The organism is Streptomyces lanatus (assembly GCF_014655715.1).
GTDB classification, from domain to species: Bacteria; Actinomycetota; Actinomycetes; order Streptomycetales; family Streptomycetaceae; genus Streptomyces; species Streptomyces lanatus.
In genome coordinates this window covers 32,386-46,070 of the sequence record NZ_BNBM01000002.1, presented here as the reverse complement: position 1 = coordinate 46,070, position 13,685 = coordinate 32,386, and the positions used below count along the sequence as shown (strand labels likewise).

14 protein-coding genes and 1 tRNA gene are annotated in these 13,685 nt (G+C 71.5%); 5 read left to right on the top strand and 10 right to left on the bottom strand.

The genetic code is table 11. The annotated features are described in order from the left end of the window. Window positions 1–16: 16 nt before the first annotated feature. A complete protein-coding gene (locus IE325_RS05490) occupies window positions 17–1,165 on the top strand; it encodes an amidase domain-containing protein (RefSeq protein ID WP_190069190.1) in 1,149 nt (382 codons plus the stop codon). Between the two features lie 18 nt (window positions 1,166–1,183). Here IE325_RS05490 and IE325_RS05485 read toward each other — a convergent pair whose 3' ends face one another. Both IE325_RS05485 and IE325_RS05480 read right to left on the bottom strand, forming a co-directional pair. Beyond that, a complete protein-coding gene (locus IE325_RS05485) occupies window positions 1,184–2,569 on the bottom strand; it encodes a hypothetical protein (protein ID WP_190068573.1) in 1,386 nt (461 codons plus the stop codon). 74 nt (window positions 2,570–2,643) lie between these two features. After that, on the bottom strand, window positions 2,644–3,420 hold the full coding sequence (locus tag IE325_RS05480; RefSeq protein ID WP_190068572.1) for a DUF4097 family beta strand repeat-containing protein: 777 nt from the start codon (window positions 3,418–3,420) through the stop codon (window positions 2,644–2,646). Window positions 3,421–3,625: 205 nt separating this feature from the next. Here IE325_RS05480 and IE325_RS05475 point away from each other — a divergent pair. Beyond that, window positions 3,626–3,697 (top strand) — tRNA-Val (locus IE325_RS05475). Between the two features lie 45 nt (window positions 3,698–3,742). Here IE325_RS05475 and IE325_RS05470 read toward each other — a convergent pair. Both IE325_RS05470 and IE325_RS05465 read right to left on the bottom strand, forming a co-directional pair. Next, window positions 3,743–4,081, bottom strand: coding sequence for a DUF8825 domain-containing protein (locus tag IE325_RS05470; RefSeq protein ID WP_190068571.1), 339 nt, complete (start codon window positions 4,079–4,081; stop codon window positions 3,743–3,745). A 51-nt stretch (window positions 4,082–4,132) separates the two neighbouring features. Further along, window positions 4,133–4,741, bottom strand: coding sequence for a TetR/AcrR family transcriptional regulator (locus IE325_RS05465; protein ID WP_190068570.1), 609 nt, complete (start codon window positions 4,739–4,741; stop codon window positions 4,133–4,135). Window positions 4,742–4,862: 121 nt separating this feature from the next. On the opposite strand from IE325_RS05465, the gene IE325_RS05460 reads away from it, so the two are divergent. Together IE325_RS05460 and IE325_RS05455 are read left to right on the top strand one after the other, a co-directional pair. Then, window positions 4,863–5,270, top strand: a complete 408-nt coding sequence (locus tag IE325_RS05460) for a nuclear transport factor 2 family protein (protein ID WP_190068569.1) — start codon at window positions 4,863–4,865, stop codon at window positions 5,268–5,270. Continuing rightward, complete coding sequence (locus tag IE325_RS05455; protein ID WP_190068568.1) at window positions 5,267–6,106, top strand: NmrA family NAD(P)-binding protein; 840 nt, start codon at window positions 5,267–5,269, stop codon at window positions 6,104–6,106. The genes IE325_RS05460 and IE325_RS05455 overlap by 4 nt, the downstream gene beginning before the upstream one ends. Here the strand turns inward: IE325_RS05455 and IE325_RS05450 are convergent. Then, a complete protein-coding gene (locus IE325_RS05450) occupies window positions 6,100–7,005 on the bottom strand; it encodes a ketopantoate reductase family protein (protein WP_190068567.1) in 906 nt (301 codons plus the stop codon). The genes IE325_RS05455 and IE325_RS05450 overlap by 7 nt on opposite strands. A 95-nt stretch (window positions 7,006–7,100) precedes the next feature. Here IE325_RS05450 and IE325_RS05445 point away from each other — a divergent pair, with 95 nt between their 5' ends. Continuing rightward, the gene (locus IE325_RS05445; protein ID WP_190068566.1) at window positions 7,101–7,322 is read left to right on the top strand and encodes a DUF2277 domain-containing protein; all 222 of its coding nucleotides are present in this window, start codon (window positions 7,101–7,103) and stop codon (window positions 7,320–7,322) included. A 148-nt stretch (window positions 7,323–7,470) separates the two neighbouring features. Here the strand turns inward: IE325_RS05445 and IE325_RS05440 are convergent, their stop codons facing one another. The 5 genes from IE325_RS05440 to IE325_RS05420 all read right to left on the bottom strand — a co-directional run bounded on the left by IE325_RS05440 (window position 7,471) and on the right by IE325_RS05420 (window position 13,405). Next, window positions 7,471–8,106: a DedA family protein gene (locus tag IE325_RS05440; RefSeq protein WP_190068565.1), complete on the bottom strand. Its 636-nt coding sequence runs from the start codon at window positions 8,104–8,106 to the stop codon at window positions 7,471–7,473. Window positions 8,107–8,298: 192 nt separating this feature from the next. Continuing rightward, window positions 8,299–8,739, bottom strand: a complete 441-nt coding sequence (locus tag IE325_RS05435) for a DoxX family protein (RefSeq protein ID WP_190068564.1) — start codon at window positions 8,737–8,739, stop codon at window positions 8,299–8,301. Window positions 8,740–8,831: 92 nt separating this feature from the next. Next, window positions 8,832–10,736 carry an FAD/NAD(P)-binding protein gene (locus tag IE325_RS05430; RefSeq protein ID WP_190068563.1) on the bottom strand — a complete coding sequence of 635 codons (1,905 nt, stop codon included), beginning with the start codon at window positions 10,734–10,736 and terminating at the stop codon, window positions 8,832–8,834. Window positions 10,737–11,011: 275 nt separating this feature from the next. Then, window positions 11,012–12,652: an alkaline phosphatase D family protein gene (locus IE325_RS05425; RefSeq protein ID WP_190068562.1), complete on the bottom strand. Its 1,641-nt coding sequence runs from the start codon at window positions 12,650–12,652 to the stop codon at window positions 11,012–11,014. Between the two features lie 108 nt (window positions 12,653–12,760). Continuing rightward, window positions 12,761–13,405, bottom strand: a complete 645-nt coding sequence (locus tag IE325_RS05420) for an HNH endonuclease family protein (protein WP_190068561.1) — start codon at window positions 13,403–13,405, stop codon at window positions 12,761–12,763. Between the last annotated feature and the right edge of the window lie 280 nt (window positions 13,406–13,685).

Genomic DNA, 13,685 nt, shown 5'->3' with positions numbered 1-13,685 from the left:
CCCCGTGAGAACTTCCGTGAGATCAAGAAGACCCATCCGTACCCGCCGTCGCGCCTCCATAGTCGCGGCGGCCACCGCCTCCATCGCCGCCGGAGCGGCCCTGCTGCCCACCTGGAGCGCCGGCGCCGCGGCCGCCGACGCCCCGACGGTGGACGCGCGGACCAGGGCCACCTTCCAGCGGCTGGCGGACGCGGTCCTCACCGACCGCACCGAGGCCCTGGTCGCAGGCGGGCAGGACAGCAACCCACTCGGCGGCGTACGGCTGTCGGCCGGCATGGCCCGCGGTGAGCGGACCGCCCTGGCCACGCTGGAGGACCGCAAGGACCTTCTCGCGCGGCTCGGCGAGAGGTACCGTAAGGCCGACACGGCCGTCACCCTCAACTCCGCGCGCGTGACGGGCCGTACCGCCAAGGCCACCGTCACCGAGACCACGACCCTGACGTACGCCGACCAGCCCGGCACCACCGGCTTCCAGGCGCACCACGAACTCACCTTCACCGCCGCTCCGACCGGCGACTGGCAGCTGAGCGGCATCCGCGCCACCGACCAGGGCGCCGCCGTCAACACGGTCGCGCGGCCGATGGTGAAGGACGTCAAGGCACCCGCCGTGGACGACACCATGCCGTCCGCCCCGCGCGCCGCGACCACCTACCCCGCCCCGGCGAAGCCGAAGACTCTCACCGGTACGGCCCTGGACTACAAGGCCATGGCGGCGTACGCGGAGAAGTACTGGAGGAACTACAACACCGACTACCCGGACTTCAACGGCCACGGCGCGGGCGGCGACTGCACCAACTTCGTGAGCCAGTCCCTGAAGGCGGGCGGCTGGAAGCACGCGCCCGGCTATGTCTACGACTACACCAAGTGGTTCGGCAACGCCGAGATCCAGTCGCACTCGTTCGTCGGCGTCAACGAGTGGTCCTGGTTCGCGCAGAACTCCAAGCGGACCACCAGCCTCGCCAACGTCTACCAGATGGACGTCGGTGACGTCCTCCAGATGGACTTCGACAAGGACGGCTCCAAGGACCACACGATGATCGTCACCTACCGCAGCCCGCAGGGCGTGCCGTATCTGACGTACCACTCCTCGAACACCTACCGGCGCTCGCTGACCAGCATCATCGCGTCGGACCCGAACGCGGCGTACTACGCCTACCGCACCTGACCGTCCCCCGGCAGATGCTCAGTGTCCGGATCCGCGCTCCTCGCGGATCCGGGCGACGACCCGGGCCACCGTCTCCCGTACCGCCTCCGTCTCGGTCAGGAAGTGCCAGTAGTCCGGATGACGCCCCTCCAGGGTGCCGATCGCCCGCTCCAGCCGGGCGACGGAGTCGTCCAGCGGACGCGCATGGGCCGGATCCGGGGTGTTCCGCCCCGCCATCGCCAGCCGCTGGGCGTCCCGGATCGCGAAACGGGTCCGGTCGATCTCCTGCTGCGGGTCCTTCTGTACGGCGTTCAGCTGCCGCAGCCGGTCACCGGCGGCGGACACCGACTCATCGGTGCTGTTCAGCAGCGCCCGGACGGTGGACAGGAGGGCGGTGGCATCCGGCCAGCGCTGCTCGTCCCGCGCGGCCCGGGCCTCCTTCAGCTTCACCTCGGCCTGCCGTACGTTCTCCCCGGCCCGCTCCGGAACGCCCTGCAAGTCCTGCCAGCAGGCGGCGGTGAACCGCCGCCGCAGCTCGCTCAGCACCGGCTCCACCTGCTCGGCACGGGTGGTGAGCGCCTGCGCACGCGTCCGCAGCGAAACGAGCCGATGATCGATCTCGGCGGCCTTCTCAGGCAGCCGCTCGGCCTCCACCCGTACGGCTTCGGCTTCCCTCGCGACCCGCTCGGCACGCTCCAGGGTCTGCGGCACGCCATGCTGCCCGGCGCCTTGGTTGAGCTTGGTCAGCTCGGGGGCGAGGACGGCGAGCCGCGCCGCGAGATCATCCGCCTTCAGCCCCGATTCCCGTACGGCATCGAGCGCGTTCGACGCGGCGAGCAGCCCCTGGCGGGCGCGCTCCACGGCCGGGGCGAGCCGGGCCAGCTGGGTCTCGGCCTTGCCGAGCAGCGGCCCGAGCGAGTCGCCGAACCGGTCCAGCTCGCGCTTGACGTTGTCGAGATCGTCCTTGGCCTTGGCGAGCTCGGCACGGGCTCGGGCGGCGGTTGAGGCTTCCAGATCATCACGATCGAGATCATGGGCGTCAACGGCATTGATGTACTGGTGAGAGACCTCGTCGATGCGCCGCCCGAGGGCCTCGAAGTCGCTGATCGCGCGGCGGGCGGCGGGGGAGTCGTCCACCGCCGCGATCGTCTCGATCGAGATCCGCAGATCCCGCTGGGCCGTGTCCAGCTCGTAGAACGCCGCCGCCGCGGCGTCCTTCGCGGCCTGCGCCTCGGCCCGCTGGCTCTCGGCCCGCCCGCCGAACCAGCGCCGGGTGCCGCCACCGGCGAAGGCGGCGGGCAGCGCCAGGGCGACGACGAGGGGGAGCGCGGCGAGGGCGAGGGTGTCATGGAGCGCCGCCCGCATGGAACGTGCCCGCGCACGCGGCCCTGACGGCGAGTTCGGCTGCGGAGGTGTCGCCGTCACATCCCTCTCCCGTGCTGTCATTCACCCTGCCCGGTGTCATTCTCCCACCGGTATAGGACGAACACACGGCCCGGTTAGTTCGCGGTTCGCACGGTGACATTTCCATCGCCGGTGTGGGCGGACACCGCGTGGGAGCTGGCGTTGTCCCGGGGCACGGACACATCCACGGATCCGTCGCCGGTCCGGGTCTCGACGTCGTACGTCGACCGCGGCAGCTCGATCGTCACCGACCCGTCCCCGCTGCGGGTCTCCACGCGGTCCGGCACGGTTCCCAGTTCGAGCCTGATGGACCCGTCCCCGGTCTGCGCCTTCACCCGCCGCGAGGCGACGTCGGAGACCCGCACGGACCCGTCCCCGGTCTTCAGATCGAGCGGCCCGCTGGAGTCGGTGACCTGCACGGACCCGTCCCCCGTACGAATGCTCAGCGCATCCTTGAACCCCCGCGCCCGCACGCTCCCGTCCCCGTCCTCGACCTTCACGGTGACGCCGCGCGGCACCTCGATGCGGTGCTTGGTGGCACAGTTCGCGATCATGCCGGAGCACTTCTCCCGCAGCACCAGCCGGTCGTCGTCCTTCATCTCCCAGGTCACCCTGGGCTCCGAACCGACCGCGACGGACCCCTTGAACCACCGGGTGACCTCCACCGTCCCGGCCTTGTTCTCGTCGCCTGCCACGATCTCCAGCGCCGAGTCGTCGGAGTCGATGGTCAGCGTCCGCCCCTGCAGCGGGAAGGACCGGTTCTCGGGCTCCTTGTCGTCCCCGGCGTCGGCCCCACAGGCGGCGACACCGGCGACGAGCACCACGACGACCGCGGCGACTGCGGCGGCACGAGCGGGAACGGTACGGGCCATGACGATCTCCCCCTGAGACGTCCCGGGCCGACCTGTTCGGGCCGGGAGTGCGATGGTGCTTCGACCGTACGGACCCCGGGCCCAGCTGGGGATCCGGGCTGCTCCCGGATCAGGGGTGGGGATAACCCCAGGTGATCCCCCACAGCCCTCCGATATGGGTTTGCGGGACATGGCCCCCGGCAAGGTAGGCTGTCGACTCGTTCTCGGGTGCGTAGCTCAGGGGTAGAGCGCCTGCCTTACAAGCAGGATGTCGGCGGTTCGAAACCGTCCGCGCCCACCGCAGCAGAGGGCCCCGCCGTTCACGGTCGGGGCCCTTTCTGTTTCAGGTCTCCTCGCGCGCCTCATGGGCGTGTTTCAGCCTGGTGCGGGCGTCCATGCGGTCCGGTGCGGAGACCTCCGACCAGAAGCGGTGGCCGCTGACGAACACCGCGAGTTCGTGTTCGCGGCGCCGGAGTTTCTCCACCTCGGCCTGTTCGTCCTGGGTCCAGCCGGGGGAGGCGGGGCGCTCGATCTTGCGCCAGCCGTTGTCGTCGCTGAAGCCCTCCAGGGGCACGACCGACCAGGGGAGACGCTTCAGGAGGGCCGACAGCTCGGCCCGGACCTGATGCAACTCCTCCTGGCCGGCGAGGAGGTCACTCGGAAAGTCATAGGGCGTAGCCACGGCGCAATGCTACGCCTGTTCGAATTTGGGTCGCGAGTGCCTTTGGGGGGTTCATGCGAACGAGTGGGTGCCCGGCCCTGCGGTGCTGGTCAGGACCCGGGTGGTGAACTCGGCCAGGTCCGTGCGGAGTTGTTCGCGGGGCAGGTGCCGGTGGTCGGTCAGGTGGTCGATGAGGTCGGCGCGTACGGCTGCCAGGAGGGCGTGGGCGGTGAAGTCGACGGTGGTGAAGCCGGGGAGTTCGGCCAGGACGTCGCGGAGTGTGCCGTGCCACCAGTCGTAGTGCGTCGCGCCGTAGGGGCTGTCGGTCCCCGTTGCCTCCAGGGCAAGGGCGAGATGGCGGTGGTCGAGTTTGAAGCACAGGATCGCGTCCAGGAGGGCCAGGGCGCGTTCCAGGGGTGGTGTGCCGGGGCCCAAGGGGTGCGGGCCGTCCGTGATGGCCTGGCGGATCGGTTCGAGGCGGGTCTCGTAGAGCGCGTGGATCAGGCCGGTGCGGTCGGTGAAGCCGCGGAAGAGGGTTCCCTTGCCGACGCCGGCCGCGTCCGCGATGTCGGCCATGGTCACCTGCTCGGGCCGGTCGCAGGTGGCGAAGAGCCGGTCGGCTGCGGCGAGGACGGCCTCGCGGTTGCGTACGGCGTCCGCGCGGGGCTTGCGTTCGGGCACGGGTCGGATGTCCTTCGGTTGCGTACGACTGCGCACGGTTGCGTAAACGGACCTTGGGTCCGCTATGGTGGCGGCGGGGTTAAGCGGACCCCGGGTCCGTATCGTATCGGAAGGAGCCCGAATGGCCACGCCTGCGCAGTCGCCCGCTGAGCTGTACCGCCATGGCTTGCAGTTGCTGCTCGACAAGGACATCCCCGGCTGGGTCGGCCTGTGGGACGACGACGGTGTCTTCGAGTTCCCCTTCGCGCCGGACGGGTGGCCGAAGCGGCTGGAGGGGAAGGCCGCCGTGCTCGACTACATGCGCGACTATCCCGACCACATCGACCTCCACGAGTTCCCCGAGCTGAAGATCCACCAGACCGTCGATCCGCGGACGATCGTCGTCGAGATGCGTGGCGTGGGGCGCTGGGTCGAGAGCGGAGAGCCCTTCGACATGACGTACATCGCGGTCGTGTCGGCCACGGACGGCCGTATCACCCACTACCGCGACTACTGGAACCCGCTCGGCATCCCGAAGGGGGACCGATGACCACGCCCGTCACTGTGCTGGTCGTCGGGGCCAGCGGTACCACCGGCAGCCGGGTGGCCCGGGGCGTCGCCGCGCGAGGGCATCGCGTCAAGGCCGCCGGCCGGCGCGCCCAAGGCCCGCTCGGCGTCCGCTTCGACTGGTACGACCGTACGACCCACGAGGAGGCCCTCAGCGGCACGGACCACGTCTACCTCGTCCCGCCCCTGGCCTCCGCCGACCCGGCCGCGATCATGCTGCCCTTCCTGGAGCTGGCCCGCGCCTCCGGTGTGCGGCGGGCCGTGCTGCTCAGTTCCTCGGCGATCCCCGCGGGCGGCCCGGCGGTCGGGCAGGTGCACCAGGCGCTGCCCTCCCTGTTCGACGAGTGGGCGGTGCTTCGGCCGTCCTGGTTCATGCAGAACTTCACCGGCGACCACATGCACGCCCACAGCATCCGCGAGGAGGGGACGATCCGGACCGCGGCGGGGGAGGGGCGGGTGGCGTTCGTCGACGCCGACGACATCGCCGCCGTCGCCACACACGCGCTGACCGATCGCCACGCGCCCGACACCGACCTGGTCATCACCGGCCCGGAGACGCTCAGCTACACCGACGTGGCCACCATCCTCAGCGAGGTGACCGAACGCACCGTCACCCACCGGCAGTTGACCTACCCGCAGATGCGCGATCACCTCGCCGCGGCGATGCCGACCGAGTTCGCGGCCATGCTCGCCAGCATGGACACGGCGGTCGCGGACGGCGCCGAGGACCGTGTCACCGACACCGTCCTGCGTGTCACCGGCCGCCGGCCGCGTGACTTCCGGGCGCATGTGGAGCGCGCGGTAGCCGCGGGTCAGTGACCCGACGCCCTCAACTCGCCCACCACCCGCGCCGTCACCGGCACCGGCACCCCATGCCGCTCCGCCGCGCGCAGCAACGCGCCGCCGATGGCGTCCAGTTCGAGGGGGCGGCCCGCCTCCGCGTCCCGCTGCATCGACGACTTCATGCCGTGCGGGAAACCGTCGTAGCGGGCGAGGGCCCCGGCCGGGTCGGCGGGGCCGCCGCAGGCGCGGCTGACGGCCGCCGTCTCCTCGACGAGGGACGTCAATTCCTCGCGGTGGTGGGTGCGTACGTCGCCGAGGGGGAGGGCGTGGCGGGTGGTGAGCAGGGCGAAGGGGGCCAGGAAGGACATCTTCGCCCAGAGGGCGGCGGCCTCGTCGGGGAGGACGCGGGTCGTGATGCCGGCCTCGCCGAGGGCCTTCGCCAGGGCGTCCAGGCGCTCGTCGGGGACCGGGTCGCCGGAGAGGTCGACCTCGGCGAAGGGCGTCGCGTGCTCGATCTCCCCGGGGGCGACGCGGGTCGACTCGGCGCGGATGACGGCGGGGGCCACACGGTCCGGGCGGTAGCGGGCGCGCAGCGACGCGGGGTGCTCCACGCCGTTCAGGAACGGTACGACCAGGGCGTCGCCCAGGGTGCCGGGCGGGACGCGGGTCAGGGCCGCGTCGAGGTGGGTGGCCTTGACCGCGATCAGACAGGCGTCGACCGGTTCGCGGAGCTCGGTGTCCGCCTCGACCTCGGCCGTGAAGTCGCCGAACATCCCGCTGCGGACATGGAGGCCGGTCGTACGCAGGGTCTTCGCGGTCTCGTCGCCGGCCAGGCAGATGACGCGGTGGCCGGACCTGGACAGCAGTGCGGCGAGCAGGCCGCCTATGCCGCCGGGGCCGAGTATCGCCACGGTGAGTCCGTCGTTCGCAGACATGCGTGTCCTCTCCTCGGTCGGCCCCGCCAGGGTGCGGTGGCCGCCTCGGACTCGATCATGGCACGAAGGGCCCACCCCGAGGGAGACTGTTTGGCATGTGCCGCAGCATCAAGACTCTCCGCCCGCCCGCGTTGCCCGAGGAGGCCACGCAGGACGAGATCCGGGCCGCCGCCCTCCAGTACGTGCGCAAGGTCTCCGGCTTCCGGGCCCCGGCCGCGCACAACCGCGAGGTCTTCGACCGCGCGGTGGATGCCATCGCCGAGGCCACGGCCGAGCTGCTCGACGGGTTGGAGGTGCGGGGCGCTGCCGCTAGGTAGCGGGGGTGCGTCTGCCGGGTTCGCTGGTTTGCCGGGTGCGGGTTGTTCGGGGCTGGTCGCGCAGTTCCCCGCGCCCCTGAAAAGCAGGCACGTGCAGCAGGCGTTCTTTTAGGGGCGCGGGGCTATAACGCACCGATCGCCCCGAGCCCTAGGCGCCCGGCTCCGCCGAAGGCTCACGTCGCACCAGGTACGTGGCCACCGCTCCCGCCGCGAACAGCGCCGCCACCGACACCCCCGTCGCCAGCCACGTCGCGCCCAGCCACTGGGCGCCGAAATACCCGAGGGCCACGCTGTAGACGGCCCACGCGAGGCCGGCCAGCGCGGACCAGGGGAGGAAGTCGCGGGGGCTGCGATGGGTCGCGCCGGCGCCGAGGGAGACCACCGAGCGGCCCGCGGGGGCGAAACGGGCGAGGACGACCAGGGCGCCGCCGCCTCGGGCCAGGGCGGCGCCGAGACGTTCCTGCGCTGCTGTGAGGCGGCGGGAGCGGGCGATGGCGCGGTTCAGTCGGGCACCGCCGCGCCAGGCGAGGCGGTAGGCGACCAGGTCACCGAGGACGGAGGCGGTCGCGGCGCAGAGCGTCAGGGCCAGGATGTCGGGCACCTCGCCGGGGACCTGCCCGGTCGCCGCACCCGAGCCCGCGGCCGCCGCCATGGCCGCCGTGATCACCAGGACGCCGCTGGGCAGCACCGGCAGGAACACGTCGAGCAGGACCGACAGCGCGACCACTACATAGATCCATGGGCCCGCGGTCAGCGACCCCACGTCCTCGATCCCCTCGAGCACCGTAAAACTCCCCGTTCAACCCCCGTGGCCAGACCGTGCCGCGACGTCCCGGGGGAGCGGCAGGGGCGGCCTATGACAGCCATACAGCGTACGCCGAGGGTGTGACAGGTGATTCATCGGGGGCTCGTGTGTTCGGCACAGCATGTTCACCCGGCTGCCGCCGGACGACTACGTCCGGCGGCAGCCGTGCCGTCAGGCCGCGACCGGCGTCGTCTGCTCGGCCGCCGTCCGGCTCTGCGCGCCGGAGCGCTTGGCGAACAGCCGGTCCAGGCCGAACGCGCCCGAGCCGGTGAAGATCAGCAGGAACATGGCCCAGCAGTACATGGCGGCGCCTTCGCCCTGGTTCTCGATGGGCCACAGGGCCTGTGGCTGGTGGACCTTGAAGTACGCGTACGCCATGGCGCCGGAGGCTATGAACGCCGCGGCGCGGGTGCCGAGGCCGAGCAGGACGAGGCTGCCGCCGACGAGTTCGATCACCGCGGCGTACCAGCCGGGCCAGGTGCCGGACGGCAAGGTCTCGCCGCCGAAGGTGCCGAAGAGCGAATTGGCGCCGTGGCAGGCGAAGAGCAGGCCGACGACGATGCGGAACAGGCCGATGGCGTACGGCTGGGCGCTGTTAAGGCGTCCGGTCATGTGGGGGACTCCCTCGGTCTGGTATCTCACCGGTCCCTGTGAGGAACGGCGGGGGACGGATACTGATCGGTAGGAGTTCACGTTAGGGTGACCTAATTGATGCTTGCAAGTTCAACATTTGGCCATGATTGAGCCCCGGAATCCCCACCGACCCCGGGAATCACCGCACGTAGCACCGCCCTCGCCACCCCATCCGCATCCGAAAGGGTGACCGAATCCACACCCGGCCGCGCCCCCGCCGCCGTCACCCAGTGCACACCCTCCGTGGGCACACCGAACGCGAACCGCCGTGCGTGCACCCGCCCCTGACGGTCGATCAGCCGATACGGGCGCGCGGTCACGTCCAGCCCGCCGGTCTCGTAGCCGTCGACCGTGTGCGGCCGGCACTGCCCCGTCTCCAGCAGCCCGGCCAGCAGTTCGTCCGCCGTGCGCCGCAGATCCGTCCCGGGCAGCCGCGCCTCGACCAGCGTCGTCGCCCGCACCGCCGAACCCGGCACCTCGGGCGAGTGCGCCACCCAGGCCCCCGCCTCCTCGCGCACCTCCAGCCGCGGCCCGAGCACCTCCACCACACCCGTCTCCATCAGGGCCACCAGCTCCTCCACCCGCCGCCGGGGCGGGCCGATGGACAGAAAGGCGTTGAGCGGGGTGTACCAGCGGTCCAGATGGTCCCGGCGCGAATCGCCGCTGAGGCCGCCGTGGTCGACGATCAGACGCAGCTCGTTGCGCAGATCGCGCAGCACATCGAGGGCCGACTTGAGCGGGCCGTGCACATTGCCCCGGGCGGCCTGCGCGGCGTCCTCGCGCAGATACGCCAGCAGCCAGTCGCGCCACCGCCGGGGATCGGGGAAAGCGCGCTCCGCGTACGGCCGTGACACCCGGTCCCAGCTCCAGCGCTCGCGCTCCTCCACCCCGAACTCGTCCAGCAGACACGCCTCTTGGGGATCGCGATGCGGGACGGCGAGGAAGCGCCCGGTGAACGCCGCCCGCCTCGCCTCCGGTATCAGCGCCGCGCAGTACACCGTCTCCACCTCCTTCGCCACGAGCGGCCATATCTCCGTGAGGAAGTCCGGTGCCTCACCGGAGTCCGCGCGCTTGCGGAAACCGGCGATCACCTCCGGGGTGAGCACGAGCGGGAGATGGCGGCCGTACGGCCCCTTCGCGTTGTCGCCGCGCGCCTGGTACGGGATGCCGCGCCGCGAACCGGCGTACAGGCGCGGCTCGTCGCCGGACGGGAGGTAACGCAGGAGGCCGCTCTCCGCGTCCCGGACGAACCGGCCGCCCCGTCCCGTCGTCAACAGGGCCGTATGGTCGAAGAAGTTGAGCCCCAGGCCGCGCAACAGCACCGGTTCACCGGGGGCTACGGCGGACAGGTCGACGTCGGCCGGGTTGGCGGGCGGGACGTAGCGCAGGCCGTGGCGTGCGGCGTATGCGGTGAGCCGGCGTTCCGTCGGGTCGGCGGCCGTCGGCAGATGGCCCTGCGCCAGCACCACCGCGGACAGGCCGGGCAGGACGCGGCCGTCGTCCAGGGTGAGGACCTGGCGGCCGTCGGGCGCGTCGTCGAGCCGTACGGCACGGGCCGCGTGGGTCTCGACGCGCACGGCGGGCGGCGCCTCGCGCACGACCTTCGCGAACACCCACTCCAGGTAACGGCCGTAGTGGGCGCGGGTCGGGTACTCGTCCGGGCCCAGGGCGCCCGCCGCCCAGTCGTACAGGCTGGGGCCGGTCCGGATCGGGCCCGAGCAGTCCACGCTGTCGTCGGTGAACAGGGTGACCTGCGAGGACACCGTGTTCATCAGCAGCTCGGGCGACTGGGCGGTCCGCCACACATGTCCCGCCCCGGGCGGCGCCGGGTCGATCACATGGACCGTGAGGCGGGCGCCGGGAGGGAGGAGTTCGGGGGCGGAGGCGCAGAGCCGTTCGAGGACGCTGGTGCCGCGGGGGCCGGCGCCGACGAGGGCGACGGTGACGGTGACCGTGGGGGAGGTCGGTGCGGTCAAGGATTGACTCCGGGGCGTATGAGGCGCAGCCGCTTAACGGAAGCGGACGGTCCGGCTCATCATGCCGTTGGGAGTGGGGGTGGTGGGGGGCGGGGGTGTTCGCCTGAGAGCTCGGGGTGTTCGGTGCGATGGCGGCTGCGGGTCGTTGTGGGTTGCTCGCGCAGTTCCCCGCGCCCCTAAGGGGCGCCCGCTGCAGTGCCCTTCTTTTAGGGGCGCGGGGCTGTATCGATTTGCGGCTCCGCCGCGTGGGCGCGACCAGCCCCCACTCACCCCCGTCACCGCGAGAGCTCCGACTCCGCCACCACCTTCAACCGCGCCCCACCCCCACCAACCTCCCGCGCCTGCTCCAACCGCAACCCCGCCGAACGACCCCTCAACGTCAGCGTCATCAGCTGGTTGCCGAACCACGGTCCACCCGTCCGACGCCAGTCGACCGGCGGCCGTGGACAGCCCCCGTGCCCCGCGAACCGTCGGCCCAGTACCCGCGCCACCCCGCTCCAGCCGAAGCGGAAGCCGAGGCGGATCGCCAGGTGGATGGCGTTGTGGACGGGGGAGCAGGTCAGTTGGAAGACGCGGGCGTCGGGGCCCTGACCCTCCGGCCAGGTCGGCTCGGCCACGTACGCGTGATGGACGTCCCCGGAGAGCACGCACACCGTCGCCGGCGCCCCCGCCCCGGAACCCGCCTCCGCGATCAGCGCCGCCAGCGCGTCGAAGGACGGTGGGAACGCCGCCCAGTGCTCCAGGTCGGCCCGGCGCCGCAGGTCCTCCCCGAACCGCGCCCAGCGCTCCCCGCGCTCACCCCGGCACAGGGCCGCGTTCCACGCCTCGGCGTCATGCACCAGGTGCGGCAGCAGCCAGGGCAGGGAGGTGCCGATGAGGAGGTGGTCGTAGGAGCCGGGGGCGTCGAGCGCCTGCTCGCGCAGCCACTGCGCCTCGCCGGGGTTGAGCATCGAGCGTGCGCCCTCGTCGAGGACGCGGGCCGCCCGTGTGTCCACCATCAGCAGCCGCACCCGCCCGAAATCGCGCCGGTAACTCCAGCGCACCGAGGCCGGGTCGGCGTCCGCCTTGCACGCGAAGGAGCGCAACTCGTCGGTGCCGTCCGGGGTTTCGCGTACGGCGGCGTAGAGCGGGTCGGTGGCGAGTTCGGCCGGGGAGAGATTGCCGAGGTGCTGGTGCACCCAGTACGACATCAGCCCGCTCAGCAGCCGCTCGCGCCACCACGGCGTGGCCCGCATGTCGGCGAGCCAGGCGGCGGAGGTGTTCCAGTCGTCTATGACGTCATGGTCGTCGAAGATCATGCAGCTGGGGACGGTGGAGAGCAGCCAGCGCACCTCCGGGTCCAGCCAGGACTCGTAGTAGAGGCGGGTGTACTCCTCGTAGTCCGCGACCTCGTTGCCCGGCGGCTCGCTCAGATCGCGGCGGGCGGCCAGCCAGCGCCGGGTCGCCGGGGAGGTCTCGTCGGCGTACACCTGGTCGCCCAGCAGCACCAGCACATCCGGCCGCTCGCCGTCCGGGTCGCCCGCGATCCGCGCGGCGAGGGTGTCCAGCGCGTCCGGCCCCACCGGGTCCTTCTCGTCGGCGGGCGGCGCGGCCCAGCGGCAGGAGCCGAAGGCGAGGCGGACGGCGTCGCCGTCGGCGGGGGTGTGGATGACCGAGGGAGGGAAGCGGTCGTCGGGGAGCGGCCACACGCGTGTGCCGTCGAGCAGGACCTCGTACGGCGTCGTCGTCCCCGGGGTGAGACCGGTCACGGGGACGAGGGCGTAGTGGTGGCCCGCGATCTGGAAGGTACGGGACTCGCCGCCGGAGCCGTCCGTGCCGCGCACCTCGGCGGTGCACGGACGGCTCGCCTCGACCCACACGGTCGCGGACGAGCCGTCGACGTACCTCAGCAGTGGCCCCAGGCGCAGTTCCGCCACGTGATCACCCTCCTCCGTCGCCCCGTACGGTACGGAACGACGGAGGTGGGCGGGGAGGTTCCGCAGGTCACGGTTTGCCGAACTCCGTGCGGCCCATGCCCTGAGGGGTCAGCAGCTCGCGAGGTAGTTCGTGAGGGCGGACTTCTCCGCCGAGTCGACCGAGAGGCCGTAGTAGTACTTCACCTGCACCCAGGCGCGCACGTAGGTGCAGCGGTAGGAGCTGACCGACGGCATCCACTCGGCCGGGTCCTGGTCGCTCTTCTGCTGGTTCACGTTGTCCGTGACGGCGATGAGCTGCGGGCGGGTCAGGTCGTTGGCGAAGGACTGGCGGCGCGAGGTGGTCCAGCTGTCGGCGCCGGAGTCCCAGGCCTCGGCCAGCGGGACCAGGTGGTCGATGTCGAGGTCGGAGGCGACGGTCCAGGTGGCGCCGTCGTAGGGGGAGTACCAGCTGCCGCTGGTGGCGGCGCAGGAGGAGTCGGTGACGACGTTCGAGCCGTCGCGCTTGAGGACGGTCTCACGGGTGTTGCAGGTGCCGGACTGGGTGATCCAGTGCGGGAAGAGGTCGCGGTCGTAGCCGGTGCGGTCCTCGGTGGCCACGGTGAGCTGGGCCAGGTAGCCGCGGGCGGTGGCGGCGCTGACGGGCGTGGGGAGCGCGGCGGAGGCGGTCGGGCCGTTGAAAAGTCCGACGGAGGCTATGACGCCGGTCAGCGCCGCGAGTATGCTGACGCGTCGACGCGCGTAGAACTTCGACATCTGAACTCCCTTGAGGGGTGGGGGTGTTGGCGGGCGGGCGATGGAATGCTCGCCATGCCCTGTTGCCGGGAGGTGTGCGTTCGGTTAGAAGTTAGTGACGCGTACATGACATAACAAGGTTTACCGCGAAACGATCTCGTATGATGGGGAGCGCAGAAGGGGAGTAGCTCTTCGCCGGACCGTCGACATACTGCTCAGCTCGTCTGAGCCGGCGCCCGGAGGCAGGCCTCGTCCATGAGGTCGGCCAGCGAGACCTTCGGCAAGCAGTGCACTGACTGTG

Coding starts and splice junctions, on each gene's coding strand:
- IE325_RS05455 (WP_190068568.1), top strand. CDS start 5,267: ATGACCACGCCCGTCACTGTGCTGGTCGTCGGGGCCAGCGGTACCACC.
- IE325_RS05480 (WP_190068572.1), bottom strand. CDS start 3,420: ATGGCCCGTACCGTTCCCGCTCGTGCCGCCGCAGTCGCCGCGGTCGTC.
- IE325_RS05435 (WP_190068564.1), bottom strand. CDS start 8,739: ATGACCGGACGCCTTAACAGCGCCCAGCCGTACGCCATCGGCCTGTTC.
- IE325_RS05450 (WP_190068567.1), bottom strand. CDS start 7,005: ATGTCTGCGAACGACGGACTCACCGTGGCGATACTCGGCCCCGGCGGC.
- IE325_RS05420 (WP_190068561.1), bottom strand. CDS start 13,405: ATGTCGAAGTTCTACGCGCGTCGACGCGTCAGCATACTCGCGGCGCTG.
- IE325_RS05445 (WP_190068566.1), top strand. CDS start 7,101: ATGTGCCGCAGCATCAAGACTCTCCGCCCGCCCGCGTTGCCCGAGGAG.
- IE325_RS05460 (WP_190068569.1), top strand. CDS start 4,863: ATGGCCACGCCTGCGCAGTCGCCCGCTGAGCTGTACCGCCATGGCTTG.